The organism is Mixta hanseatica, from assembly GCF_023517775.1.
Lineage (GTDB): Bacteria > Pseudomonadota > Gammaproteobacteria > Enterobacterales > Enterobacteriaceae > Mixta > Mixta hanseatica.
The window spans coordinates 3477953-3503164 of sequence record NZ_CP082904.1 but is presented as its reverse complement, the minus strand read 5'-3'; the positions used below and the strand labels follow the sequence as shown (position 1 = coordinate 3503164).

The window sequence follows — 25212 nt, the reverse complement described above, 5'->3', positions numbered from 1 at the left end:
CAGCCCCGTCGCAAAGCGCGCCGAATATTGCACTTTTATTTTCCTGGCGGGAAAGGCTACCATGCCCGTCTGTCTCTTTCGCTGGCTTTTGCACCCGCACCATGACCATCAAAAAAGTTCCGCATCTCGCCCACTGGGGCGCTTTTACCGCCGTCACCGAAAATGGCCGACTTACCGGTTGTGAACCCTTTTTTGCTGACAGCAATCCCTCGCCTATGTTGCAAACCATCCCGCAGCTGGTCTATTCGGATAAGCGCATTCGCCAGCCGATGGTGCGGCGTTCCTGGCTAAAAGCGCGGGAAAACAGCGATCGTACGCTGCGTGGGCGTGAAGACTTTATCGCCGTGGATTGGGAAACCGCACTTGATCTGGTCGCGCAAGAGAATCAGCGCGTGCGCGAACGCTACGGCGCTGACGGTATCTTCACCGGTTCCTATGGCTGGTCTTCGGCAGGGCGGGTAAACCATGCGCGCACGCTGGTACGACGCTTCTACTTTAACGGCGGCGGCGGCGTAGATCAGCTGGGCAACTACAGCTGGGGCGCAGCGCAGTTCTTCCTGCCCTATGTTATCGGCACTTATATGCCGCTCACCGGACGCGTAACCGACTGGCCGAGCGTAATTGAACATGCGGAAGTGGTGCTGGCCTTTGGCGGCCTGGCGCTGAAAAATGCGCAGGTGGCATCGGGCGGGGCGGGCGAACATACCCTGAAACCGGCGCTGGAACAGCTGGCACGCAAAGGTACGCGCGTAATTAACGTCAGCCCGCTGCGCGATGATTGCCCCGCCTTTCTGAATGCCGACTGGATAGCGATTCGCCCGAATACCGATGTCGCCCTGATGCTGGCGCTGGGATATGAAATAGAACGCCAGGGCGCGGCGGATTATAACTTCCTTAACAGCCACTGCGTCGGCTATCCCCAGCTGCGCGATTATCTGCTGGGACAAAGTGACGGCGTAGCGAAAACCCCGCAGTGGGCTAGTACAATCACCGGCATTACGGCGGAACGCATCAGCGAACTGGCGCGTCAGCTGACGGGTAAACGCAGCTTTATCACCTGTTCCTATGCGGTACAGCGTGCGCATCGCGGCGAACAGCCCTACTGGATGATGATTGCGCTTTCCGCCATGCTGGGGCAGCCGGGGCTGCCGGGGGCGGGGTTCTCGTTTGGACATGGCTCGATGAACAGCGTGGGCAACCCGCGCATTGATACGCCTGCGCCGCAGCTGCCCACCGGACCCAATCCGGCCGGGTTGGCGATTCCGGTGGCGCGTATCTGCGATATGCTGCTGCAGCCCGGGGAAAGTTACGCTTTCCAGGGCCAAACGCATCGCTATCCCGATATTCATCTGATGCACTGGGCGGGCGGTAACCCTTTCCATCATCATCAGCAGCTTAACCGGCTGGTGGAGGGCTGGCAGCGGCCGGACACGGTTATCGTACAGGATATTGTCTGGACGCCGGCAGCGCAGATGGCGGATATCGTACTGCCGGTCACCACTACCCTGGAACGTAACGATATTGGCGGATCCTCACGCGATCGCTTTGTTTTCGCCATGCATCAGGCCATCGCCCCGCAGCATCAGGCGCGTAACGATTTTGATATTTTTGCCGATCTGGCCGAGCGCCTCGGCTATCGCGAACGCTTTACTGAAAACCGCAATGAGATGCAATGGATCGCCCATCTTTATCAGCAGTGCGGCGAGGCGCAGCAGCGCAAAGGCGTCGAGTGGCCAGCGTTTGAGGCCTTCTGGCAGCGCGGCTATGTTGAGCTGCCGGCCAGCGAGCGCGACTATGTTTTTATGTCCGACTTTCGCGCCGATGCGCAGGCCAGCCCGCTAAAAACAAGTAGCGGGAAAATCGAGCTTTTTTGTCAAACTATTGCCGATTATCAGCTGAATGATATGGCCGGACACCCGGAATGGCGCGCGCCGCAGGAATGGTTGGGCAGCGAGCAGGCAGCGCGTTTTCCGCTGCATTTGATCTCCATTCAACCCGCCGACCGCTTGCACAGCCAGCTTGATGCCACGCCGAACGTCCAGGCGAACAAAACCGCCGGTCATGAAACCCTGTGGATGCATCCGCAGGATGCCGCGGCGCGCGGTATCAGCGATGGTAGTGAAATCGAGGTATTTAATGCGCGCGGCATAATGCTGGCGGGCGTTAAGCTGAACGAGGGGCTAACGCCGGGCGTGGTGGTGACCTCTACCGGTGCCTGGTTCGACCCTGGCTTTGGCGGCGCCTGGCAGCCCTGGGATCGCGCCGGTAATCCCAATGTTCTGACGCTGGATATCGGTACTTCATTATTAACGCAGGGGCCGAACGCCATGTCCTGTCTGGTCGAGATTCGTCAACGGCAAACATTGCAAAAGGGCTGATAAATCACATAGCTGGTTACATTTTGCGGGTAACTGTTGCGAATCATTGATAGCCGCCCCTCGCTGCCGCTTGGTACATTTTAAGTCCCAGAGGTATTGATGGGTGAACATCAACAAGTTTATTGATTACACCAACCTGCGCAGATGCGCAGGTTTTTTTTGCCCGCATTAAGGTCATGGACCATGCCCCGCATACAGAAATTTCTTGGAAAAGACCAAATTAAAGCGTCGTTCAACCCGTTTCGGTTTCGCCTTATTTGTCTGGGCGTGGTGGGATGTTTAGCTGTTCTGCTGGCCCGCGTCGCCGATCTGCAATTAATCAATCATCCGATGCTGGAACACGAGGCGGATCAGCGTTCGCTGCGTACCGTTACTCTGCCAACCAACCGCGGCACCCTGCTGGACCGGAATGGCGAAACGCTGGCGCTAAGCGTCCCCTCACGCGACATCATTGCCGATCCACAGCGCGTCATGGAGGCAAACCCCGATTTCACCAATCCCAAGTGGGAATATCTGGCCAACGCGCTTAACCAGCGCCCGGAACAGATCCAGCAGCAAATTACCGCCAACCCGCATCGCCGTTTCCTTTACCTGGGGCGCAAAATCGAGCTGGGCATCGCTAAAGATATCAGCAAGCTCCATCTGAAAGGCATCAGTACGGTTTATAACGACAGCCGCTTCTATCCAATGAGCGAGGCAGCCGCGCCGCTGATTGGCATCGTCGGCGCCGATAATACCGGACTGAACGGGCTGGAGAAGGGCTACGACAAGGTGTTACAGGGGCAGCCGGGCGTGGAGAAATATCGTCAGGATCGCGAAGGCAATATTATCGCCATGATCGATTATCAGCCGCCATCGCTGCCGCCTACCGTGCAGCTGAGTATCGATAAATTCGATCAATACACTCTTTACAGCAAGCTGCGCGATGGCGTGCTGCTAAATAAAGCCGATTCCGGCGCGGCGGTGTTGGTGAAGATCGACACCGGGGAAATTTTGGGCATGGCTTCTTACCCTTCCTTCAACCCGAACAACTATGCGGACGTCTCGCCTGGGCAGATGCGTAACGTAGCGATCAATGACAGCTTTGAGCCAGGATCAACGGTAAAACCGCTGGTGGTAATGGAAGGGCTGGAGCGCGGTCTGGTAAGGCCGGACTCGGTGCTGGATACCACCCCGTATCGGGTTAACGGTCACCTGATCCGCGACGTGGGCCACTGGCCGCGCCTGACCATGACCGGCATCCTGCAAAAATCGAGCGATATCGGCGTATCGCATATTGCACTGGCAATGCCGGCGGAGGCGCTGGTCAATACCTATCACGCTTTCGGCCTTGGTAAGCCCACCGGGCTGGGGCTGACCGGCGAAAGCGTCGGCTATTTTCCGCTGCATCGTCAGCGCTGGGCGGATATTGAACGCGCTACCTTCTCGTTTGGTTATGGATTACGCGTCACGCCGCTTCAGATCGCCCGTGAATATGCCACGCTGGGCAGCTATGGCATCTACCGTCCGCTTTCCATCACCAAAGTTACGCCGCCGGTCATTGGTAAACAGGTCGCCAATCCGGAAACGGTCAAAACGGTGGTGCATATGCTGGAAAGTGATGTGCTGCCGGGCGGCACCGGGATCCGCGCGGCTGTGCCGGGCTACCGCTTAGCCACGAAAACCGGTACGGCGGAGAAGATGGGCGCCAGCGGTAAATATGACGGCGGCTACGTAAACTATACCGCCGGTATCGCCCCGGCCAGCGATCCGCAGGTGGCGCTGGTGGTTATGATTAACCATCCGACCGCAGGCGATCATTTTGGCGGCTCGGTCGCCGCGCCGATCTTTGGCAACATCATGGGGCCGGTCCTCAAACATATGAACATCGCGCCCGATGCGCTGGTAAGCGGCGCGCCGCATTAACGCATTTCAAAGATAAAAGCCGCGCTGGGCAATCCCCCGCGCGGTTTTTTAACCCGTCAACGTTGAGTTCAGCGTGCCTTTGCTGCATGGTTATAGCCAGTTTTTTGCTGCTAAGGAGCTGGCATGCTGTTTAACCTTTTCCGTTTTCTGTTTCGTCTACTGTGGCGCGTGCAGCTACGCGGCGATCTCTCCGGGCTACGCAAAGAAAAGGTGCTGATCGCGCCTAATCACGCGTCGTTTCTGGATGGCGCTCTGCTGGCGCTGTTCCTGCCGGTAAAGCCGGTATTCGCCGTTTACTCTAACATCAGCGATAAGTGGTTTATGCGTCTGCTTAAACCCATCGTGGATTTTGTTCCGCTCGATCCCACGCGGCCGATGTCGCTTAAATACCTGGTGCGCACGCTGAATGAAGGGCGGCCGGTGGTGATCTTCCCGGAAGGGCGCATAACCATCACCGGCTCGTTAATGAAAGTCTACAGCGGGGCGGGCTTTGTCGCGGCAAAATCGCAGGCGACGGTAGTGCCGATGCGCATCGAAGGCGCGGAATATACGCCGTTTGGTCGCCTTGGCGGCACCTTTAAGCGCCGCCTGTTCCCGCGCATCACCCTGACGGTGTTGCCGCCCACGCTGATCCCTATGCCTGATGCGCCACGCGCCCGCGATCGCCGTGCGCTGGCTGGCGAGCATCTGCATCATATTATGATGGAGGCGCGCATGGCGGTGCGCCCGCGGGAGACGCTGTTTGAAGCCTTTCTCAGCGCGCGTACCCGCTACGGTTGGTTTAAGCGCTGCATCGAAGATATTAACTTTGCGCCGGACAGCTACAGCAGCCTGCTGAAAAAGTCGCTGGGCGTAGGGCGTATTCTGGAGCGCTACAGCCAGCCGGGCGAATATGTCGGCCTGCTGCTGCCGAATACCACGGTAACCGCCGCCGCCATTTTCGGGGCTACGCTGCGCGCGCGCGTCCCGGCGATGCTCAACTACACCGCTGGGGTCAACGGCCTGGCCAGCGCGGTCACCGCCGCTCAGATAAAAACCGTTTTCACCTCGCGGCAGTTCCTGGAGAAGGGCAACCTGTGGCATCTGCCGCAGGGCATCCCGCAGGTGAAATGGATCTTCCTTGAAGATCTGAAAGAGACCCTTAGCGGCAAGGATAAGCTGTGGATCTTCGCGCATCTGCTGGTGCCCCGACGCGCGATGCTGCCGCAGCGGGCGGAAGATGCGGCGATGGTGCTGTTCACCTCCGGCTCGGAGGGTTATCCGAAAGGGGTGGTTCATTCGCATAAAAGCCTGCTGGCGAATGTAGAGCAGATTCGTACCGTCGCGGACTTTACGCCGCGCGATCGCTTTATGGCGTCGCTGCCGTTGTTCCATGCCTTTGGTCTGACGGTGGGCCTGTTTACGCCGCTCTTTACCGGCGCACAGGTCTTTTTATATCCCAGCCCGCTGCACTATCGCATCGTGCCGGAGCTGGTATATGACCGGAACTGTACCGTGCTGTTTGGCACCTCGACCTTCCTTGGCAACTATGCCCGCTTCGCCAACCCTTATGATTTTGCGCGCCTGCGCTATGTAGTGGCCGGCGCGGAGAAACTGCAGGAAGGGGTACGTCAGCTGTATCAGGATCGTTTCGGCATCCGTATCCTTGAAGGGTATGGCGTAACCGAATGCGCGCCGGTGGTGGCGATTAACGTGCCGATGGCGGCCAAACCGCATACCGTTGGCCGTCTGCTGCCGGGCATGGATTCGCGTTTAATGTCGGTGCCGGGTATTGAGCAGGGCGGCAGGCTACAGCTGCGCGGGCCGAATATCATGAACGGCTATCTGCGCGTGGAGCGTCCTGGCGAGCTGGAGCCGCCGATGGCCGACAATGGCGAGGGCGTGCTGGAGCCGGGCTGGTATGACACCGGCGATATCGTCAGCTTTGATGAGGGCGGTTTCTGCCAAATTCAGGGCAGGGCGAAACGCTTTGCCAAAATTGCCGGTGAAATGGTCTCTCTTGAGGTGGTCGAGCAGATCGCTTTGAAAGCCTCACCGGAGAAACAGCATGCCGCCACCATTAAGCCGGACGGCAACCGCGGCGAAGCGCTGGTGCTGTTCACCACCGACCGCGAGCTGCAGCGCGATAGTTTACAGCAGGCGGCGCGTGAGCTGGGCGCGGCGGAGCTGGCGATCCCGCGCGATATCCGTTTCCTGCAACAGCTGCCGCTGCTGGGCAGCGGTAAACCTGATTTCGTCACGTTGAAAAAAATGGTGGAAGAATGAGACTCCCGGTTGGTGGCTCCTCATTAATGTCGCGCGGCATGCTGGCGGTGATCGTTGCGCAGTTTTTCTCTGCTTTCGGCGATAACGCGCTGCTGTTCGCCACGCTGGCGGTGTTGAAAAATCAGCACTATCCCGACTGGAGCCAGCCGGTGCTGCAGATGGTGTTTGTCGCTACCTATATCCTGCTGGCACCGTTTGTCGGCCAGCTGGCGGATAGCTTCGCGAAAGGACGCGTCATGATGCTGGCGAACGGCCTGAAGCTGCTGGGCGCGCTGGTGATCTGCTTTGGCTTCGATCCTTTCGCCGGCTATGCGCTGGTGGGGATCGGCGCGGCGAGCTATTCACCGGCCAAATACGGCATCCTCGGTGAAATCACCGATGGCGAGCAGTTGGTTAAAGCTAACGGCCTGATGGAAGCCTCTACCATTGCGGCGATCCTGCTGGGATCGGTAGCGGGCGGCGTGCTGGCGGACTGGAGCCTGCTGGCGGCGCTGATCGCCTGCGTCGTGACCTATGCGCTGGCGGTGGCCGCCAACCTGCTGATTCCAAAGCTGCAGGCGGCGCGGCCTGGTCAAAGCTGGCATCCGTGGGCAATGGCGCGCAGCTTTCTCCAGGCGACCCGGCTGCTGTGGCGCAACGGTGAAACGCGCTTTTCGCTAGTGGGCACCAGCCTGTTTTGGGGCGCAGGCGTAACGTTGCGCTTTTTGCTGGTGCTGTGGGTGCCGGTGGCGTTAGGCATCACCGACAACAAAACCCCGACGCTGCTGAATGCGATGGTAGCGATTGGGATTGTGCTTGGCGCGGCGGCGGCGGCGAAGCTGGTTACATTGAAGACTGTCGGACGCTGTATGCCTGCGGGCGTGCTGATTGGCGTTGCGGTGGTGATTTTTGCGCTACAGCATACGCAGCTGAACGCTTACGCGCTGTTGATTATCATTGGCGTGCTGGGCGGCTTTTTTGTGGTGCCGCTTAATGCGCTGCTGCAGGAGCGCGGCAAACAGACGGTCGGCGCAGGCAACGCGATTGCGGTGCAGAACCTGGGCGAGAATGGCGCGATGCTGCTAATGCTGGGACTCTATTCCCTGGCGATTAAGCTGGGCGCGCCGCCGGTTGCGACCGGTATTGGCTTCGGCGCGCTGTTTGCGCTGGCGATCGCCATACTGTGGGGCTGGCAGCTGGCGCAAAAACGCCGCGCATAGCCGCGGACGGCGGATAAGGAAGAACGGTCCGCCTGAAAGCTAAACCGCCGCCGTCTTCTGACGGCGGCGTTCTTTTTAAGGCGCGGGATAAGTATAGCGCCGGTGAATCGCTTCCAGCTGCTCCAGCAGTTCGCTGCTAAGCGTCAGCTGATAGCTATCGATATTGCTCTGCAGCTGCTCCAGCGTGGTCGCGCCCAGCAGGGTACTGGCGACGAAGGGCTGTTGACGCACAAAGGCCAGCGCCATCTGGGCCGGATCGAGGCCGTGGCGGCGCGCCAAATAGACATATTCCGCTATCGCCTGCTGCGATTGCTCGCCGCTGTAGCGCGTAAAGCGGCTAAACAAGGTATTACGCGCTCCGGCCGGACGCGCGCCGTTCAGATACTTGCCGCTCAGCGTACCGAAAGCGAGGCTGGAGTAGGCCAGCAGTTCCACGCCTTCATGCTGACTAATCTCCGCCAGGCCAACCTCAAAACTACGGTTAAGCAGGCTATAGGGGTTCTGGATAGAAACGATCCGCGGCAGTTCATGCTTCTCCGCCAGCTGCAGATAACGCATCACGCCCCACGGCGTTTCGTTCGAGACGCCGACATAACGGATCTTACCGGCGCGCACCTGCTCGGCCAGCGCCTCCAGCGTTTCCAGCAGCGTAACCGGCACGCTGACATCGGTATACTGATAGCCCAGTTTACCGAAGCAGTTGGTTTGACGCTGCGGCCAGTGAACCTGATAGAGATCGATATAGTCGGTGTTCAGGCGTTTCAGGCTGGCTTCCAGCGCGACGCGAATATTTTTGCGATCCAGCACCTGAGCCGGACGAATGCCGGCGTCACTGCCGCGCGACGGCCCGGCAACCTTGGTCGCCAGCACAATCTTGTCGCGGTTGCCGCGCGCCTTTAGCCAGCTGCCGATATAGCTTTCGGTCAGTCCCTGCGTTTCCGGGCGTGGCGGAACGGGATACATTTCCGCGGTGTCGATGAGATTAATGCCGCAACTAACGGCTAAATCAAGCTGGGCATGGGCATCGGCTTCGCTATTTTGCTCACCAAACGTCATGGTTCCCAATCCCAGCTGGCTGACTTCCAGCGTACTGTGGGGGATGCGGTGATAGTGCATTTGCCGGCTTCCTTTTGTCATTATTGGGAGAGTCTTGGCGGTGCATTTCAAACAACACCATTCCGACTATAGCGGGCGCTGACGAGAGGGGGAAGAGGAGAGTTGCGGTTCAATTTATCGATAAGCGCCGAGGGCTGTGGCAGGGTCGGCGCTTATATCTGGTTAGCGCTCAATGATGGAAGAGACCTCATCACCATTAATCTGCATTTCATTACCGGCCTGATCGGTATATTTGACCAGCCCCGTTTCCTTATCAATTTCCGGCTTGCCGTCGGTCATAATCATATGACCATCTTTAGTGGACATGACGTAATTGCTGCTGCAGCCGCTTAACAGCAGCATCAAACCGATAGCAGCCACGTGGGTTATCCGTTTCATTGCCTGTGTTCTCCTGGATGGTAATTTCAACTACACAGTGTAGTAATAAAATATTTGCTGCCCAGGATTAATCGCAGGAATCTGAAAAAAAGGTCGGAAAGGAAATATCCGGCCGCAGCCGGATATTTACCAGGGGAAACTACTGAGCGGATTTCTTGCCGCGCAGCAGATTAAGGCTCTCTACCGCCATGGAGAAGAACATCGCGAAATAGATATAGCCTTTCGGCACGTGGATATTGAAGCTTTCCAGAATCAGCGTAAAGCCGACCAGAATCAGGAATGCGAGCGCCAGCATTTTCACTGATGGATGACGATCGACAAACTCCCCGATGCCTTTCGCCGCGAACATCATCACGCCAACCGCAATCACCACCGCCGCCATCATAATGAACAGGTGATCGGACAGCCCTACTGCGGTAATCACCGAGTCGAGACTGAAAATAATATCCAGTACCATGATCTGCACAATGGCGCCGAAAAAGGAGTGAACGTTAGTTTTATGCTCCTCATCATTGCCCTCAATGCTCTCGTGGATCTCCATACTCGATTTCCACAGCAGGAACAGGCCGCCGCCGAGCAAAATAAGATCGCGTGCGGAAAAAGGGTGATCCAGCAGGGTAAACAGCGGGTTGGTGAGTTTAATGACCCACGCGATAGAGGCCAGCAGCCCTAAACGCATTAGCATTGCGCCCATCAAACCAAGGCGACGAGCGCTATTTTGTTGATGTTTAGGCAGTTTTGCCACAACCAGGGAGAGAAAAATAATATTATCGATGCCCAACACGATTTCCAGTATGGTCAGCGTGCCGAGGGCCAGCCAGGCATTGGGATCTGCAATCCAGTCAAACATTGTAACATTGCATCCTAAACGAAAGTTAAACGGTGATTATACGCATCGCCTCCCGCACTGGAAAAGGTTAAAGCAAAAAATGACGCGCCAGCAGCGGGGCGGTAAAGCTCTTCTTCAGATAAAAACCGCGCGGCAGCGTCATGATCGGCTGGCCATGCTCGCCGATGCCTTCCGTTAACGCCTTGCTGTTGGCCGCTTTAGGGCGGATCTGCAACACTTCGCCGTGACGGGCCGTGATGCGCTCCACCTGGCCCAGAACGATCATATCCATCAGCTCTTCCCAGTCGCGCTGCAGTTGCTCTTCTTCCTGCGGCGTAGGGCTCCACAGCAGTGGTGCGCCAACGCGTCGCGTCGCCAGGGGAAGCGCGCGATCGCCTTCTACCGGGATCCACAACACCCGCGCCAGCTTATGACGTACGTGGCTATTCTCCCAGGTGACGCCGCTATTGCCGGTCAGCGGCGCAACGCAAACAAAGGTGGTTTCCAGCGGGCGGCCCTGCGCATCAACCGGGATGGTTTTTAGCTCCACGCCAAGGTGGGCAAAATCACGCTCGGGTTTGCTGCCAGCGCTGGCGCCCAGATGCATCTCCAGCAGCATGCCTACCCAGCCTTTATCACGTCGTAAATCCGCAGGCGTGGCGATGCCGGCCTGCAACGCCAGTTCGCCCAGCGAATAGCCTGCCAGCGCCTGCGCGCGTGCCAGTAATGTCGCCTCATCAGGGGGCGGCGGAGTGAGAAAACGCGGCTCCATATGTCTCTCATTCATTGCTCAAAAAATGAACACCCACAGTCGGCAGGTGAGTTGCGCTCTGACGTACATAACAACCGGGGAATAATAGCATGATAAATCATAGGATTTTATTTGGCCGCGCAGCGGATGGGCAGAATCGCCCTGACGTTTTACCCACATTGTCACCGACAATGAACAGGATCTTACACCCAGTTATCCACAGAAACATGGGATAACTCGACTTTTTCTCCCATACTGTTTCCATTTACAGCCTTGACGGCGCCCTTTTTTGCTGGGTGCGACCATTTTGTGCATAACTTTATCGCATATTCTGTGGATAAAATCAGCGGTGTGCGATCTTTCGCCAGTAAAGGATCTTTGCAGGTATAAACAGTGCGATCAACGGCCAAATAGCCGCTAATAACGGGCGTAATTCTTTTCAAATAAAGGGGTTATGAATTTATGAGCGGCGCTGGATTAGTATGGATTTTGCCGCTTTTCCCACGTGGTTACCATGTTCTGCACAAAGCTATCCACAGAAAAAGTGAATAAAATTGCCCTTTTTGCCTGCTCGCTGTTTATAACTATGATGAACTCTGTGAGTTATCCCCCTGTTATGCGTTATTCACAGCCGCAAGCAGTGGTTTACCGCCTGTAAGGAGTATGAAACAATCAGACTATCTGAATTTCAGTTTGAGGTAGTCCCGTGATCGACGATGATGGCTACCGCCCAAATGTTGGTATTGTAATCTGTAACAGACAGGGACAGGTATTGTGGGCCCGGCGTTTCGGACAGCATTCCTGGCAGTTTCCTCAGGGTGGGATCAATCCTGGCGAAACGGCGGAACAGGCCATGTACCGCGAACTCTTTGAAGAAGTCGGCTTGCACCGTAAAGATGTGCGCCTGCTCGCCTCTACCCGAAACTGGTTACGTTATAAGTTGCCGAAACGTTTGGTGCGTTGGGACACGAAGCCGGTATGTATCGGCCAGAAACAGAAGTGGTTTCTTCTGCAGTTGATGTGCAATGACGCGGATATCAACATGCAAACCAGCAGCACGCCGGAATTTGACGGCTGGCGCTGGGTCAGCTTTTGGTATCCGGTTCGTCAGGTTGTCTCCTTTAAGCGCGACGTTTACCGCCGCGTGATGAAAGAGTTTGCCGCTGTGGTCATGCCATTGCAGGAGAGTGCAACGCAGCGCAATACGCCTGCTTATCGACGGAAGAGAGGTTAAGCCACGCTGATGATGCTGACTCAGTTGCGTGAGATTGTAGAGAAAGTGGCGGGCGCACCGCGCCTTGAAGAAGCGCTTGAGATCCTGGTGAACGAAATCTGTTTCGCCATGGAGACGGAAGTTTGCTCCATTTATCTCGCCGATCACGATCGTCGTTGCTATTACCTGATGGCGACGCGCGGACTGAAAAAGCCGCGCGGTAAGATCGTCACGCTGGCATTTGATCAAGGCATCGTCGGGCTGGTTGGTCGGCTGGCGGAACCGATCAACCTGGCGGATGCGCAAAGCCATCCCAGTTTTAAATATATTCCTTCGGTTAAAGAAGAGCGTTTCCGCTCTTTTCTCGGCGTGCCGATTATTACCCGACGTCAGCTGCTGGGCGTGCTGGTGGTGCAGCAGCGCGAGCATCGTCAGTTTGATGAAAGCGAAGAGTCTTTCCTGGTCACGCTCGCCACCCAACTGGCCACGCTGATCACCCAGTCTCAGGTTAGCCAGCTGTTTGGCCACTTCCGGCAAAAACGCGTGCGTGCGCTGGCAGCGGCGCCGGGCGTGGCGGTCGCGCCTGGCTGGGTCGATACCACGCAGCCTTCGCTGGAGCATGTTTTCGCCGCCTCGACGCTGGATGTTGGGCGCGAGCGGGAACGGTTGTCGCAGGCGATGAGCGAGGCAAGCAACGAATTTCGCCGTTTTAGCAAACGCTTCAGCGCCAGCGTGCAGAAAGAGAGCGCGGCGATCTTCGATCTTTACTCCCACCTGTTAACCGACGCCCGCCTTAAACAGGATCTGTTTGCCGAGATTGACGGCGGATCGGTAGCGGAATGGGCGGTGAAAAAGGTGATCGAGAAATTCGCCGCGCAGTTCGCCAGCCTGCAGGATACTTATTTGCGCGAGCGCGCCGGCGATCTGCGCGTGCTGGGCCAGCGACTGCTGTTTCATCTTGACGATACGCTGCAGGGCACCAACACCTGGCCGGAACGGTTTGTGCTGGTGGCGGATGAGCTAACGGCGACCACGCTGGCGGAGCTGCCGCAAGAGCGGCTGGCAGGCGTAGTCGTGCGCGACGGCGCGGCCAACTCGCATGCGGCGATCCTGGTGCGGGCGATGGGTATTCCAACGGTGATGGGCGCGGATATTCTGCCTGAACTGCTTAATAAGCGCTTGCTGATCGTGGATGGTTATCGCGGCGAATTGCTGATCGATCCGGAGCCGGTGCTGATTCAGGAATATCAGCAGCTGGTCAGCGAAGAAAATGAACTGAGCCGGCTGGCCGAGGATGACGTTGAGCAGATCGCCAGGTTAAAAAGCGGCGAGCGCGTTCAGGTGATGCTGAACGCCGGTTTGAGCGCTGAGCATGAGCAGGCGATGGATAACTGGGTGGATGGCATAGGCCTCTACCGTACCGAAATCCCGTTTATGCTGCAAAACGGCTTCCCTTCGGAAGAGGAGCAGGTCGCGCAGTACCAGGGCATGCTACAGCTGTTTCTGAACAAGCCGGTGACCCTGCGTACGCTGGATATCGGCGCGGACAAACAGCTGCCCTATATGCCCATCAGCGAAGAGAACCCCTGTCTGGGCTGGCGCGGCATCCGCCTGACGCTTGACCAGCCGGAGATTTTTCTGGTGCAGGTGCGCGCGATGCTGCGCGCCAACGCCGCCAGCGGCAATCTCAGCATTCTGCTGCCGATGATCACCAGCATTGATGAAATCGATGAAGCGCGCCGCTTGATCGATCGCGCCGGAAAAGAAGTAGAAGAGATGCTCGGCTACGCCATTCCTGAACCGCGCATCGGCATTATGATCGAAGTGCCCTCCATGCTGTTTATGATCCCGCATCTGGCTTCGCGCGTTGATTTCGTTTCGGTTGGCACCAACGATCTGACGCAGTATCTGCTGGCGGTGGATCGCAACAATACCCGCGTCGCCAATCTGTATGACTCTCTGCATCCGGCAATGCTTAAAGCGTTGAAGTCGATTGCTGAAGCCGCGCGCGAAGCGCATATCGACCTTTGCCTGTGCGGTGAAATGGCGGGCGATCCGATGTGTGTGGCGCTGTTGATCGGGCTAGGCTATCACCATTTGAGCATGAACGGCAAAAACGTGCCGCGCGTGAAATATCTGCTGCGACATATCGACCACGAAGATGCGCTGTCACTGGCCGAGCGCAGCCTGAAGGCGCAAACGGCGAGCGAAGTACGGCATCAGGTGGCCGCCTTTATGGAACGGCGCGGCTTAGGCGGGTTGATCCGCGGCGGTCGCTAGAGCATTTATCCACGTTTACATTTCGATGAACCCGCCAGAAAACGGCTATGCTATCATGCCTGGCCGGTTTTTCCTGGCTGAGAGGCGCCGCGTATTGCGTGGCGCGCAAGGAGTGAACTATCCATCGTCCAGTCTGTGGACGGATGACATCAATGGTGAAAGATGAATAGCTATCTGGCTTTCCCTCAATTCGATCCGGTGATTTTCTCCATCGGACCTATCTCCCTGCACTGGTACGGCCTGATGTATCTGGTTGGGTTTGTTTTTGCTATGTGGCTGGCGGTACGACGGGCCAACAAGCCCGGCAGCGGCTGGAAAAAAGAGGAAGTGGAAAACCTGCTGTATGCGGGCTTCCTCGGCGTATTCCTTGGCGGTCGTATTGGCTATGTGCTGTTTTACAATCTGCCGCTGTTCCTCGATAACCCGCTATACCTGTTCAAAGTCTGGGATGGCGGCATGTCGTTCCACGGCGGGCTGATTGGTGTGATCGTGGTCATGCTGTGGTTTGCTCACCGTACCAAACGTCATTTCTTCCAGGTCGCTGACTTTATCGCGCCGCTGATCCCGTTCGGGCTGGGCGCTGGCCGGCTTGGCAACTTTATTAATGGCGAACTGTGGGGCCGCGTTGCGCCTGACTTCTCCTGGGCGATGTTGTTCCCCGGCTCGCGCAGCGAAGATGTGGCGCTGGTCGCCACGCATCCTGAGTGGCAATCGCTGCTGGCGACCTACGGCGTGCTGCCGCGCCATCCCTCCCAGCTGTATGAACTGGCGCTGGAGGGCATCGTGCTGTTTGCCATTCTTAACCTGTTTATTCGCAAGCCGCGCCCGATGGGCAGCGTTTCCGGCTTGTTCCTGATTGGCTACGGCGCCTTCCGCATTATTGTGGAATTTTTCCGTCAGCCGGACGCCCAGCTGGGGCTGTTTAGCGGCATCAGCATGGGGCAAATTTTGTCGGTACCGATGATTCTGGCCGGCATCATCATGATGATTTGGGCGTACCGTCGTCGCCCGCAGCTACAAACAGGTGAACAGAAATGAAGCAGTATCTGGCATTAATGGAAAAAGTGCTGAACGAGGGCACGCCGAAAAACGATCGCACCGGAACCGGCACGCTGTCGATTTTTGGCCACCAGATGCGTTTCAATCTGCAGGAAGGCTTTCCGCTGGTCACCACCAAGCGTTGCCATCTGCGCTCAATTATTCATGAGCTACTGTGGTTCCTGAACGGTGACACCAATATCGCCTATCTGAAAGAAAACAACGTCTCAATTTGGGATGAGTGGGCCGACGAAAATGGCGATCTGGGACCGGTGTATGGCAAACAGTGGCGCAGCTGGGGAGCGGCTGACGGCCGTCAGATCGACCAGCTGGCTAAGGTACTGGAGCAGCTGAAAAACGATCCCGATTCGCGTCGCATCATCGTTTCCGCCTGGAACGTCGGCGAGCTGGATGAGATGGCGCTGGCGCCGTGCCACGCTTTTTTCCAGTTCTACGTGGCGGACGGCAAACTTTCCTGCCAGCTTTACCAGCGCTCCTGCGACGTATTCCTCGGCCTGCCGTTTAATATCGCCAGCTACGCGCTGCTGGTGCATATGATGGCGCAGCAGTGCGGCCTGGAGCCGGGCGATTTCGTCTGGACCGGCGGCGATACGCATCTCTACAGCAACCATCTGGAGCAGGCGCGCCTGCAGTTGACCCGTGAACCGCGTCCGCAGCCGAAGCTGGTTATCAAACGCAAGCCCGCCTCGCTGTTTGATTACCGCTTCGAAGATTTTGAAATCGAAGGCTACGATCCGCATCCTGCCATTAAGGCACCGGTGGCGATATAAGCCCGGGACGCCAGCAGCGCACGCCCGCGCCGCTGGCGTCCATTATTAACGGCTGCGGTTGACGGCAGCCCTCTGTTGCCAGCGGGCAACGGTCATGAAAATAGCAGCCCTGCGGCAGCTGTCGATTTCCCGGCAGCTCGCCCTTTTTATCTTCCAGCTCTCCTTCCAGCGAACGATCGACGCGCGGCACCGAATCCAGCAGCAGACGGGTATAGGGATGACGTGGCTGGGTTAATACCTGTTCCGTTGCGCCCAGCTCCACAATCTGCCCCAGATACATCACCGCCACCCGATCGCTCATATGGCGCACCACCGAGACGTTATGCGAAATCAGCACATAGGTCAGCTGACGCTCACGCTGCAGCTTAACCAGCAGGTTAAGAATTTGCGCCTGTACGGAGATATCCAGCGCCGAGGTCGGCTCATCCAGCACGATAATATCGGGCTGTGCGGACAGCGCGCGCGCGATGGCGATGCGCTGACGTTGCCCGCCGGAAAAAGCGTGCGGCAAACGGTCAAGATATTCAGGACGAATGCCGGTCAGCAAGGCCAGCGACTGCGCCAGCTCGCGCCGCTGCGCCTCGTTGTTATGTTTTTGAATCCACACCGGCTCGGTAATAATGCGCCATACCGGCAGGCGTGGATCGAGGGAGGAGAGCGGATCCTGAAACACCATCTGCATACCGCTGCCCAGCCATGAGTTAGGGCTGCGGGCGTGATGACAGGCACCGCTGGCGGGTTTGATCATGCCCATTAGCAGCTGCGCCAGCGTGCTTTTACCGCAGCCCGATTCACCGACGATGCCCAGCGTTTCACCGCGGGCAATCTGCAAATCCAGCCCGTTTAGCGCATGCACGCGTTCGGTAACCTTGCCGCGCCAATTGGTACGCGCCGGGAAATTAACGTGAACATTCTCCAGCTCAAGCAATATTTCAGACATGGCGATGCTCCAGTTGCGGATGCCAGCAGGCGGCCTGGCGAGCGCCGCCGCCGCACGGGCTAAGTGAGGGCGTTTGCCGACAGCGTTCATCAGCGGCGAAGCAGCGTTCGCGGAAGGCACAGCCAACGGGCAGCTGCGTCAGATTCGGCACCGTGCCGGGAATTGCCGGCAGTTCGGCGCGGGGTTCGCTGGCCTCAGGCGTGCAGCGCAACAGCCCCACGGAATAGGGATGCGCCGGTTGGGCAATGACCTGCTGCGTGGCGCCGCTTTCGATTACCGTCCCGGCGTACATCACATACAGGCGATCGCATAGCTGTGAGACCACTGCCATATCGTGGCTGATAAACAGCACGGCGGTGCCGCTGGCGCGCGCCTTTTGCTTTAGCAGACGCAGGACCTGACGCTGTACGGTCACATCCAGCGCCGTGGTGGGCTCGTCGGCAATAATCAGCTCCGGCTCGCAAGAGAAGGCTAACGCAATCATCACTCGCTGGCGCATACCGCCGGAAAGCTCGAAGGGATAGCGGCGCATGACCTGCGGCGCATCGGCAATTTGCATCTCCGTTAGTAATGCGATCGCCTTTTGCTGCGCCTCGCGTGCGGAAAGAGACTGATGCTGACGGATCACTTCGGTCATCAGCTGACCGATACGGCGCGTAGGATTCAGGGCGGTCATTGGCTCCTGAAAAATCATCGCCACCTTTGCGCCGCGCAGCTGGCGCATCTGCTTTTCACTGGCGTGAAGGGCGTCCTCGCCCAGCAGCCGTACGCTGCCGCCGTGAATACGGTAGCTATCGTTGGGCAGCAGGCGCATCGCCAGCATCGCGGTAACCGATTTGCCGGAGCCCGATTCACCCACCACGCCGACGATCTCGCCGCGATGGATCGCCATCGATACGCGGTTAAGCGCATGGACCTCGCCCTGAAAAACGGGAAAACTGAGCTGTAAATCCTCAATGGCTAACAGGGGGTCATTCATCAGTGCCGTCCTCCGCTTTTAGGATCGAGCAGGTCACGCAGTCCGTCGCCAAACAGATTAAAGCCGACGGCGGTGATCAGAATCGCCGCGCCGGGAAAGGTGCAGTACCACCATTGATCCAGCACATAGTTACGGCCGTTAGCCACCATTGCGCCCCATTCAGCGGTCGGCTGTTGCGCGCCAAGACCGATAAAGCCGAGCGTGGCGGCCATTAAAATGGCGGTGCCGATATCCAGCGAGGCCTGCACCACCAGCGGCGGCAGGGCGTTACGCAGCACATGCCAACCGATCAGATGCCAGCGCGATGCGCCGAAGGTGCGCGCCGCCTGAACGTAGGCAAACTGGCGCACCACCAGCGTTTGCCCGCGTGCCAGGCGCACGTAAAAAGGAATACGCACAATGGCGATAGCCAGCATGGCGTTGAACAGGCTTGGCCCAAGCGCGGCTGCCAGCGCCATGGTCAGCACCAGTGACGGGATCGACAGCATAATATCCATCACCCGCATAATCAGCGCGTCCGCCCAGCCGCCCAGCACGCCGGAAAAACAGCCAAGCAGCGAGCCGATGCCGCCCGCCAGCACCACCACAGCCAGCCCGGCGGCGATCGACTGCTGGCTGCCAATCAGCACCCGACTGAACAGATCGCGGCCCACCTCGTCGGTGCCGAACCAGTGGGCGGAGGAGGGCGGCTGCAGACGCGTCGTCAAATCAACGGCGTTGGGATCCAACGGCGTCAGCCAGGGAGAAAACAGCATCAGCAGCAGCATCAGCAGCATAATCGCGCCGCCAATTAAGGTCAGCGGGCTTTGCTTCAGCAGCCAGAATACTTTACTGACGCGCCGCCCGACGGGCGTTTTTAGCTGAGTCAGTTGAGCTTCACTTAGCATCATGCATTGCCTCCACGACCGATACGCGGATCGATCCACAAATAGAGCAGGTCTACCAACAGGTTTACCAGCACATAGGCAAATGACACCACCACTGCGAATCCCATCACCGCCGGGAAATCGAGCGCCTGAATCGAGGCCACTACATAAGCGCCCATGCCGGGCCAGGAAAAGACAGTTTCCGTCAGCACCGCGCCATACAGCAAATCGCCCAGCGCCAGGCCCAGCACGGTTATCGAAGGGATTAGCGCGTTAGGCAGCGCATGCGTCATAACGATGCGCCAGCCGGGCAGTCCGCTGGCGCGGGCGGTACGAATATAATCCTCGCTAAGCTGTTCCAGCATCGCCGAACGGATCTGGCGCGCCACGATGCCGAGATGAACAAACGCCAGCGTCAGGGCGGGCAGAATCAGGTGCTGCAGGCTATTGAAGAAAGCGTCGCTATCTCCGGCCAGTAAGGTATCAATCAGATAAAAACCGGTGACGTGGGCGGGCGGATCAAGCCAGTCATCCAGCCGCCCGCCGCCGGGCAGTAAGTTAAGGTGCCCGTAAAACAGCACGATAACCCCCAGTCCCAGCCAGAAGGCGGGAGTAGAGATGCCGGTAATCGCCAGCAGGCGTACCAGGTGATCAAGCCAGCGGTTACGGAACACCGCCGACAACACGCCAAGCGGCACGCCAATCAGCAGCGCCAGCAATAGCGCGCACAGCGCCAGCTCCAGCGTAGCCGGGAAGAACAGGCGAATATCCGCCAGCACCGGCCTGCCGGTACGAATCGAGGTACCAAGATTGCCATGCAATAGATCGCTGACGTAGTGGATAAACTGCTGCCACAGCGGCAAATCCAGCCCCAGTTGATGACGAATATGCTGTACCATTTCATCGCTGGCGCGATCGCCTGCCAGCAGGCGCGCGGGATCGCCGGGGATAAGATGGGAAATAATAAAGGTAATGACGCACACGCCTGTCATTACCAGCAGCAGCCCCCAACAGCGCTGCCGCAGAATGCTCCACAGGGTCATAGTCCTGGCCTCATATCAGGCGACGCACAAAGAGCGCCGTTACTTGCTCATGGCGGCGACGTTATAAACCTGTTCCAGCATCGGGTTATAAACAAAGCCTTGTACCGCCTTATTCATCGCCACCTGATAGTTTTTCTGGAACAGGTAAACGTAAGCCGCGTCATCAATCACTTTCTTTTGCGCCGCCTGATAATCGCGGGTGCGCGCCGCCTGATCGGTCGTCGCTACCGCCTGTTGCAACAGGGTATCCACCTGCGGATTGCTGTAAAAGGCGCGGTTGCCCGGCAGACCTTTTTTATCCGACTGGAACCAGTAGTTCATATACATATAGGGATCGGCGAAATCGGGACTCCAGTTACCGATGGCAATGTCATAATCGCCTTTGCCGACGCGATCGCGCATGGTAGCGTTCGCCAGCTTTTCCAGTTTTACGCTAATCCCCAGCGCGCCGAGGCTGGCCTGGGTGGCGAGCGCAATCGGCTCCCAGTTAGGATCGCTGTCGGAATAGAGGAAAGAGAGCGATTTCGGCTTATCGGCTACCTTGTCCCAGGCGGCTTTCGCCTGAGACGGATCGTTACTGTACTGCATGGCCTGCGCATCGAAGCCCCACATGCCCTCCGGGATCGGCCCGCGCATCTGTTTGCCGTTGCCCGCCAGAATGCCTTTCACTATGCCCTGATAGTCGGTTGACCAGGAGATAGCGCGCCGCAGCTCCACCTGATTCAGCGGCGCTTTCGCATTATTTAAATAGAGGTAGGTCACGCGTAGTGAGGGATATTCCGCCACGCTCACCTTATCCTCTTTTTTCAGCGCGCTAAGCTGATCCACGGGCAGCGATTCAGCAATGTCGATATCGCCGCGCGTCAGCTGCAGACGGCGCGAGGCGCTTTCGCCGATGATTTTGATGGTGACGCGCTTAAACGCCGGACGTTTGCCGTTGTAATGCGGGTTGGGAACCAGCACCAGCTGCTGACCTTTTTGCCAGCGCTGCAGCATAAAGGGGCCGGATCCGGCGGTATGCTCCGCCAACCAACCACGGGCATCATCGCCGGCGTGCTGCGCCAACACCGCTGGATTAATAATGGCCGCGCCGTCGTTAGCCAGGGTATAAAGAAAAGGCGCGAAAGGGATGCTGAGCGTAAAGCGCACGCTGTGAGCATCCAGCGCTTCAACGCGGATATCTTTGGGGAATGCTTCCGACGGGCCCTGCGCCACCTTTATCAGGCGCTCAAAAGAGACTTTTACCGCGTCGGCGGTCACCGGCGTGCCGTCGGCAAATTTTGCTGTCGGATTAAGTTTAAAGGTCCACACTTTTTGGTCTTCCGAGGCCTGCCAGTGGGTAGCCAGATCCCCCACAATCTCCGTCGAGCCTTTTCCGCCCTCGGTTTTATACTGCACCAGTCGTTGATAGGCCGGGTAAGTGACCGCCCAATCGTTATTATCAATAGTGACGGCCGGATCGAGCGTTTGCGGATCGGCAGCCTTACCGATAACCAACATCTCTTTAGGCACCGCCGCCAGCGCAGGCATCGTCGCGGCGCTAATGGCAACGGCAAGCAGCGCCGGACGCAGCAGGTAACAGGCAGTAGATTTTTTCATGGCGGGCTCCTGGTTAAAATGAACGGGCTGTTGTTATAGAAGGAAGCGCGGGGCAGCTAAAACGATCGCTGAGCAGCGGATAGCGAACAGAATCAGGCAGCTCGAAATGCCACCACTCGCTGTTGATGCCAACAAAGCCGCCAGCCTGCATAATGGCGCTCAGCAGCAGACGGTTACGGTGCGCCGGGGCAGAGATATCGGGACTCCAGAGATGCGAACGCGTATTCATCTCGTCAAAGGCGCTGCCCATATCCAGCAGATGGCCCGCCTCGTCGCGCAGCGTAACGTCGATGGCAGTGCCGCGGCTGTGGTGAGAGCCCAGCGAAACGGCCATTACATATTGCGGGTCCGGGCAGGCCAGCCAGAGATGCTGCTGCGCCAGCTGCGGACGCCACGCGTCATAGACCACCAGCGTCAGACCGGCCAGACGCGCCGCCTCAACGCTGCGGGCCAGCGCTTTCGCCGCGTCGGGATGCAGCAAACAGCGCGCCTGCTGATAGATGGCGTAGCCGGTAATGTTGTCCGGAGTGGCATATTTCAGGTCGATCTCCAGCTGTGGAAACGTCTCGGCCAGATCGACCAGTTCTACTTCCTGCGTCATGCGTATCCCCTGGTTAGCGTTCAAATTGTCCAAACTCCTGCTGTAGCTGACGATTAATCGCCAGTCTGTCAGCCAGCCGATCGCCAAGCTGTTCAACCACGGCGGAAAGCAGCAGATTAAACAGGCAGCTCAGCGGCGCCAGCGAATCCCAAAAATGGCCGGTATCGGTTTTAACCTGCAGTAAATCCAGCGGATAATCGCGCGCCCACGGACACCAGAGGTCGGTGACCAACGCCAGCGACATCTGACGTTCGCAGGCGACGCGGCAAAAATGTCGGGCAATGGCGGAATAGGCGCGCGTATCGGTCACCACCACATAGGGTGAGGCGAATGCGGAATTAAGCGTCTCGATCCAGCTTCCTGACAGCCCGTCCACATAGCTGACGTGCGGACGCAAATACTCCAGATGGCTAAAAAAGGCGTTGGCGATGCCGCGCGTGGACTGGATGCCCAGCACAAATACCGCCTCGGCGTGAGCCAGCCGCTGGCTGATACGGTTAAACGCCTCGCTTTGCGCCAGCTGATAAACCTGCGTAATCGCATCCAGCTCCAGCGCCAGCGACTGGTGATAGCGATCGGGCTGCTGCTGCTGCTGCTGCCACGAGTCGAGGCGATCGACCACGCCCCAGGGCTTGTAGATTATCTGCGGCGTGTCACGCAGGCTTTGGCGAACTTCATCAAGATTGCGGTAGCCCAACCGGCGTAAATAGCGGCCAACGGTAATGCCGCTGGTTCCGGTAGCGCGGGCGATGCTGTCGGCGGTCTCGAACGGGATTTGCGGCGTATGGGCCAGCAGCCAGCCAGCAATGCGTTTGCCGCTTGGCGTTTGCTGCGCAAAAGTGTTCTCAATGCGGGCAATTAACGTCGGCTTATCCATTCTCGCCACCTTAATGTTATTACGCTGTCAGCGTAGGTCATGCTGTTATTGGTTTAACAAAGCAGAAGTCATGCCAGGTTTAAGCGGCAGGCAACGCCGCGCTGTGGCAGGAAAAACGCGCGATGACGTTGATTATGTCTTAACAAAAGCTCAACAAATGTGCAGCATGGCGCATTTTTGGTGCAGCCGTAGCCGGGGAATACGCAGGAATACGGTATGCGGCAAGTCTCGCAGCGCTGCGCAAGCCGCTGCAACCACATGAAAAAAACGGGAAGCGCGGCTGCAATCCTCAGATAACGCGCTGGCGGCTCGTCTTCAGCGCGGCACAATAGCGTGATGAAAAAAACGCGAACGGATGGATACACTCTGGTGGAACTACTGCTGGTGCTGGCTATCGCCGCTCTGCTGAGCCTTGCTTCATTGCAGGGTTGGCAAAGCTGGCAGCAGCGTCAGCGCATGCAGGAGACCGCCCACCAGCTGCTGCGCTTTTTACATGGCGTACGGGCGTGGGCCAACTGGCACAACCGGGAGCAGCCGTTGTGGCTGCTGACGGGCGAGCGCTGGTGCCTGGGCAGCGGAACCGTGCCTGCGGCAGGCTGCGAGCGCGGGCGCCGTTTACAGCTGCTGGCGCCGCATGCGCAGGTGGCTATTATCGCCATCGAGGGCGATCCGGGTTTTTACGGCAAACGCAACGTGGCGAAAGCGGGACACATTATCTTTGGCGAAGGCGCGCTGCGCTGGCGCGTGATTATCTCCTCACGGGGCCGCATCCGTCTTTGTCAGGTCGCGCCATGTCGCTAAAAGCCGCCGGGTTTAGCCTGATGGAAATGCTGATCGCGATGGCGCTGAGCGGCATTTTAATGTTGGGAGCGCTGCGTCTGCTGCCGCATCTGCAGCGGCAAAACCTGCAGCTGCAAAGCCAGGTAAGGTTACAGGAAGATCTCCAGCAAATAATGAACCTGCTGGAAAAGGCGATTCGGCGTGCCGGCTACTGTCACGGACTTTGTCAGGGAACGCCGCTCATCATTCAACAGCATTGCCTGCTGGTCAGGTGGGATGAAAACAGCAACGGCCGCTGGGAAGGGCCAGAGCATGAGGAGAGCGAATGGTACGGATACCGACTGCGCAATCAAAGGCTGGAGATGCAGCGCGGCGTGAGCAGCTGCAACGGCAGCGGCTGGGAGAGCCTTTCCGAACCGGCCATGCTCACCATCAACCAACTGGTTTTTACCCGCGACGAACGGCAGATAAGGATAACGCTCGGCGGCGCATCCTCGGCTCTTCCCGCCAGCCCGCTTCGGCTGCAGAGCGTGGTCAGCGCCCACAATGCGCCGTAAAACAGGATGGCGGCGTAGCGATAGCGATGGTGCTCCTGATCCTGCTGCTGGGCTCAGGCCTGCTGCAGGCCACTCGTCAACAGCTGGCGGGAGCGCTGTCGCTGGTGGCGGATGAGCGCCAGTTTCTGCTGGAGCAGCATCAGGCGCTTTCGGCGCTCGCCTGGGGCGCACGGCTTGCCTGGCCGGTCCATCAGGGCTGGCATTGCCAACGGCAGCCGCAGTTTGGCTGGCGCGCCTGCCTGCTGCGGCTGAGCCGCGATGAAGCGCTGTTGCGCAGCGCCGGCACCACATCCGGCGGCGAAACTCTGGCGCTATGGCAGTGGCTGACGCCGGGAGAAGCGGGGCGCTGGCAAACACGCGCACACGGTTGGCTCGACTATTGTCCGCTCTCGCCGCCTGCACACTGTTTTCCTGATGAAAAGTGAAGGCGGCTTTAGCCTGGTGGAAACGCTGCTGGCGCTGCTGCTGTTTGCCATCAGTTTAACGGCGTTGCTTCATTATCAGCAGCGCCTGACGGCAGGCTTTTATCAACAGTGGCAGCAGCGCGAAGCGTGGCGCGTTGCGGCAAGGCGTCTGCAAGGGCAGGAGAGCGTAGGCTGGCAAACCACGCTACGCTCGCTGCCAGCGGTGGAAGGCTGCCTGTTATGGCAGGCTACAGCTTCCCGGCCCGGCCTGTTACCTGTTACGCTGAGCGAGCTGCGCTGTAATAAATAAGGTTTCCCAGTGCGAAATTTCCCGACGGGCGCCTTTCATTAATCGTAATTTTGCGCTTTTTTTGCGCGACGGTTGCATTAGCGTATTTAAGGGGTAGAGTGTCCCCGCGCTAA

23 protein-coding genes are annotated in these 25212 nt (G+C 58.1%); 12 read left to right on the top strand and 11 right to left on the bottom strand.

The genetic code is table 11. From position 1 onward, the window contains the following. Positions 1-101 precede the first annotated feature (101 nt). The 4 genes from K6958_RS16665 to lplT all read left to right on the top strand — a co-directional run bounded on the left by K6958_RS16665 (position 102) and on the right by lplT (position 7747). Entirely contained in the window at positions 102-2378 is a 2277-nt protein-coding gene (locus tag K6958_RS16665; RefSeq protein WP_249892150.1) for a molybdopterin guanine dinucleotide-containing S/N-oxide reductase, read from the top strand. 183 nt (positions 2379-2561) lie between these two features. Next, the gene (locus K6958_RS16660; protein WP_249892149.1) at positions 2562-4283 is read left to right on the top strand and encodes a penicillin-binding transpeptidase domain-containing protein; all 1722 of its coding nucleotides are present in this window, start codon (positions 2562-2564) and stop codon (positions 4281-4283) included. 123 nt (positions 4284-4406) lie between these two features. Continuing rightward, on the top strand, positions 4407-6548 hold the full coding sequence (gene aas / locus K6958_RS16655) for a bifunctional acyl-ACP--phospholipid O-acyltransferase/long-chain-fatty-acid--ACP ligase (RefSeq protein WP_249892148.1): 2142 nt from the start codon (positions 4407-4409) through the stop codon (positions 6546-6548). Further along, the gene (gene lplT, locus K6958_RS16650; RefSeq protein WP_249892147.1) at positions 6545-7747 is read left to right on the top strand and encodes a lysophospholipid transporter LplT; all 1203 of its coding nucleotides are present in this window, start codon (positions 6545-6547) and stop codon (positions 7745-7747) included. The genes aas and lplT overlap by 4 nt, the downstream gene beginning before the upstream one ends. Before the next feature lie 75 nt (positions 7748-7822). On the opposite strand, the gene K6958_RS16645 is transcribed toward lplT, so the two are convergent. The 4 genes from K6958_RS16645 to mutH all read right to left on the bottom strand — a co-directional run bounded on the left by K6958_RS16645 (position 7823) and on the right by mutH (position 10842). Continuing rightward, entirely contained in the window at positions 7823-8863 is a 1041-nt protein-coding gene (locus K6958_RS16645) for an NADP(H)-dependent aldo-keto reductase (protein ID WP_249892146.1), read from the bottom strand. A 162-nt stretch (positions 8864-9025) separates the two neighbouring features. Further along, positions 9026-9241: a YgdI/YgdR family lipoprotein gene (locus K6958_RS16640; RefSeq protein WP_249892145.1), complete on the bottom strand. Its 216-nt coding sequence runs from the start codon at positions 9239-9241 to the stop codon at positions 9026-9028. Positions 9242-9380: 139 nt separating this feature from the next. Next, positions 9381-10091 (bottom strand): TerC family protein, encoded by a 711-nt coding sequence (locus K6958_RS16635; RefSeq protein ID WP_249892144.1) that lies wholly within the window; start codon positions 10089-10091, stop codon positions 9381-9383. 67 nt (positions 10092-10158) lie between these two features. Beyond that, a complete protein-coding gene (mutH, locus tag K6958_RS16630; protein WP_249892143.1) occupies positions 10159-10842 on the bottom strand; it encodes a DNA mismatch repair endonuclease MutH in 684 nt (227 codons plus the stop codon). A 685-nt stretch (positions 10843-11527) separates the two neighbouring features. Here mutH and rppH point away from each other — a divergent pair. The 4 genes from rppH (at position 11528) to thyA (ending at position 16143) form a co-directional block, all read left to right on the top strand. Continuing rightward, positions 11528-12055: an RNA pyrophosphohydrolase gene (rppH, locus tag K6958_RS16625; protein ID WP_085070316.1), complete on the top strand. Its 528-nt coding sequence runs from the start codon at positions 11528-11530 to the stop codon at positions 12053-12055. A gap of 12 nt (positions 12056-12067) precedes the next feature. Beyond that, positions 12068-14314: a phosphoenolpyruvate--protein phosphotransferase gene (gene ptsP / locus K6958_RS16620; protein WP_249894718.1), complete on the top strand. Its 2247-nt coding sequence runs from the start codon at positions 12068-12070 to the stop codon at positions 14312-14314. Between the two features lie 162 nt (positions 14315-14476). Beyond that, positions 14477-15352 (top strand): prolipoprotein diacylglyceryl transferase, encoded by an 876-nt coding sequence (gene lgt / locus K6958_RS16615; RefSeq protein ID WP_249892142.1) that lies wholly within the window; start codon positions 14477-14479, stop codon positions 15350-15352. Beyond that, positions 15349-16143 carry a thymidylate synthase gene (gene thyA, locus K6958_RS16610; RefSeq protein WP_249892141.1) on the top strand — a complete coding sequence of 265 codons (795 nt, stop codon included), beginning with the start codon at positions 15349-15351 and terminating at the stop codon, positions 16141-16143. The genes lgt and thyA overlap by 4 nt, the downstream gene beginning before the upstream one ends. Here the strand turns inward: thyA and K6958_RS16605 are convergent. From K6958_RS16605 to K6958_RS16575, 7 genes are read right to left on the bottom strand one after another with little or no spacing between them, the layout of a single operon-like run. Further along, on the bottom strand, positions 16121-17083 hold the full coding sequence (locus tag K6958_RS16605; protein WP_249892140.1) for an oligopeptide/dipeptide ABC transporter ATP-binding protein: 963 nt from the start codon (positions 17081-17083) through the stop codon (positions 16121-16123). The genes thyA and K6958_RS16605 overlap by 23 nt on opposite strands. Then, positions 17076-18062, bottom strand: a complete 987-nt coding sequence (locus K6958_RS16600) for an ABC transporter ATP-binding protein (RefSeq protein ID WP_249892139.1) — start codon at positions 18060-18062, stop codon at positions 17076-17078. The genes K6958_RS16605 and K6958_RS16600 overlap by 8 nt, the downstream gene beginning before the upstream one ends. After that, positions 18062-18952: a D,D-dipeptide ABC transporter permease gene (gene ddpC / locus K6958_RS16595; RefSeq protein WP_249892138.1), complete on the bottom strand. Its 891-nt coding sequence runs from the start codon at positions 18950-18952 to the stop codon at positions 18062-18064. Before ddpC ends, K6958_RS16600 begins: the two co-directional genes overlap by 1 nt. Continuing rightward, positions 18949-19971: an ABC transporter permease gene (locus K6958_RS16590; protein ID WP_249892137.1), complete on the bottom strand. Its 1023-nt coding sequence runs from the start codon at positions 19969-19971 to the stop codon at positions 18949-18951. Before K6958_RS16590 ends, ddpC begins: the two co-directional genes overlap by 4 nt. Positions 19972-20010: 39 nt before the next feature. After that, the gene (locus K6958_RS16585; protein WP_249892136.1) at positions 20011-21570 is read right to left on the bottom strand and encodes an ABC transporter substrate-binding protein; all 1560 of its coding nucleotides are present in this window, start codon (positions 21568-21570) and stop codon (positions 20011-20013) included. A 13-nt stretch (positions 21571-21583) separates the two neighbouring features. Next, positions 21584-22171 carry a D-alanyl-D-alanine dipeptidase gene (gene ddpX / locus K6958_RS16580; protein ID WP_249892135.1) on the bottom strand — a complete coding sequence of 196 codons (588 nt, stop codon included), beginning with the start codon at positions 22169-22171 and terminating at the stop codon, positions 21584-21586. 13 nt (positions 22172-22184) lie between these two features. Beyond that, the gene (locus K6958_RS16575) at positions 22185-23048 is read right to left on the bottom strand and encodes a MurR/RpiR family transcriptional regulator (RefSeq protein ID WP_249892134.1); all 864 of its coding nucleotides are present in this window, start codon (positions 23046-23048) and stop codon (positions 22185-22187) included. Positions 23049-23384: 336 nt separating this feature from the next. Here K6958_RS16575 and K6958_RS16570 point away from each other — a divergent pair, with 336 nt between their 5' ends. Genes K6958_RS16570 through K6958_RS16555 form a run of 4 tightly spaced genes read left to right on the top strand, consistent with a single transcriptional unit; the run spans position 23385 to position 25099 of the window. Beyond that, complete coding sequence (locus K6958_RS16570) at positions 23385-23849, top strand: prepilin-type N-terminal cleavage/methylation domain-containing protein (RefSeq protein ID WP_249892133.1); 465 nt, start codon at positions 23385-23387, stop codon at positions 23847-23849. Continuing rightward, positions 23840-24385, top strand: a complete 546-nt coding sequence (locus K6958_RS16565) for a prepilin peptidase-dependent protein (RefSeq protein ID WP_249892132.1) — start codon at positions 23840-23842, stop codon at positions 24383-24385. The genes K6958_RS16570 and K6958_RS16565 overlap by 10 nt, the downstream gene beginning before the upstream one ends. Before the next feature lie 26 nt (positions 24386-24411). Further along, on the top strand, positions 24412-24810 hold the full coding sequence (locus K6958_RS16560; RefSeq protein WP_249892131.1) for a DUF2509 family protein: 399 nt from the start codon (positions 24412-24414) through the stop codon (positions 24808-24810). Beyond that, entirely contained in the window at positions 24800-25099 is a 300-nt protein-coding gene (locus K6958_RS16555) for a prepilin-type N-terminal cleavage/methylation domain-containing protein (RefSeq protein ID WP_249892130.1), read from the top strand. Before K6958_RS16560 ends, K6958_RS16555 begins: the two co-directional genes overlap by 11 nt. Positions 25100-25212: the final 113 nt, after the last annotated feature.

Bases quoted from the DNA above. Each gene is read 5' to 3' on its own strand.
- K6958_RS16665 (WP_249892150.1), top strand. From the start codon at position 102: ATGACCATCAAAAAAGTTCCGCATCTCGCCCACTGGGGCGCTTTTACC.
- K6958_RS16660 (WP_249892149.1), top strand. From the start codon at position 2,562: ATGCCCCGCATACAGAAATTTCTTGGAAAAGACCAAATTAAAGCGTCG.
- aas (WP_249892148.1), top strand. From the start codon at position 4,407: ATGCTGTTTAACCTTTTCCGTTTTCTGTTTCGTCTACTGTGGCGCGTG.
- lplT (WP_249892147.1), top strand. From the start codon at position 6,545: ATGAGACTCCCGGTTGGTGGCTCCTCATTAATGTCGCGCGGCATGCTG.
- K6958_RS16645 (WP_249892146.1), bottom strand. From the start codon at position 8,863: ATGCACTATCACCGCATCCCCCACAGTACGCTGGAAGTCAGCCAGCTG.
- K6958_RS16640 (WP_249892145.1), bottom strand. From the start codon at position 9,241: ATGAAACGGATAACCCACGTGGCTGCTATCGGTTTGATGCTGCTGTTA.
- K6958_RS16635 (WP_249892144.1), bottom strand. From the start codon at position 10,091: ATGTTTGACTGGATTGCAGATCCCAATGCCTGGCTGGCCCTCGGCACG.
- mutH (WP_249892143.1), bottom strand. From the start codon at position 10,842: ATGGAGCCGCGTTTTCTCACTCCGCCGCCCCCTGATGAGGCGACATTA.
- ptsP (WP_249894718.1), top strand. From the start codon at position 12,068: ATGCTGACTCAGTTGCGTGAGATTGTAGAGAAAGTGGCGGGCGCACCG.
- lgt (WP_249892142.1), top strand. From the start codon at position 14,477: ATGAATAGCTATCTGGCTTTCCCTCAATTCGATCCGGTGATTTTCTCC.
- thyA (WP_249892141.1), top strand. From the start codon at position 15,349: ATGAAGCAGTATCTGGCATTAATGGAAAAAGTGCTGAACGAGGGCACG.
- K6958_RS16605 (WP_249892140.1), bottom strand. From the start codon at position 17,083: ATGTCTGAAATATTGCTTGAGCTGGAGAATGTTCACGTTAATTTCCCG.
- K6958_RS16600 (WP_249892139.1), bottom strand. From the start codon at position 18,062: ATGAATGACCCCCTGTTAGCCATTGAGGATTTACAGCTCAGTTTTCCC.
- ddpC (WP_249892138.1), bottom strand. From the start codon at position 18,952: ATGATGCTAAGTGAAGCTCAACTGACTCAGCTAAAAACGCCCGTCGGG.
- K6958_RS16590 (WP_249892137.1), bottom strand. From the start codon at position 19,971: ATGACCCTGTGGAGCATTCTGCGGCAGCGCTGTTGGGGGCTGCTGCTG.
- K6958_RS16585 (WP_249892136.1), bottom strand. From the start codon at position 21,570: ATGAAAAAATCTACTGCCTGTTACCTGCTGCGTCCGGCGCTGCTTGCC.
- ddpX (WP_249892135.1), bottom strand. From the start codon at position 22,171: ATGACGCAGGAAGTAGAACTGGTCGATCTGGCCGAGACGTTTCCACAG.
- K6958_RS16575 (WP_249892134.1), bottom strand. From the start codon at position 23,048: ATGGATAAGCCGACGTTAATTGCCCGCATTGAGAACACTTTTGCGCAG.
- K6958_RS16570 (WP_249892133.1), top strand. From the start codon at position 23,385: ATGAAAAAAACGCGAACGGATGGATACACTCTGGTGGAACTACTGCTG.
- K6958_RS16565 (WP_249892132.1), top strand. From the start codon at position 23,840: ATGTCGCTAAAAGCCGCCGGGTTTAGCCTGATGGAAATGCTGATCGCG.
- K6958_RS16560 (WP_249892131.1), top strand. From the start codon at position 24,412: ATGGTGCTCCTGATCCTGCTGCTGGGCTCAGGCCTGCTGCAGGCCACT.
- K6958_RS16555 (WP_249892130.1), top strand. From the start codon at position 24,800: ATGAAAAGTGAAGGCGGCTTTAGCCTGGTGGAAACGCTGCTGGCGCTG.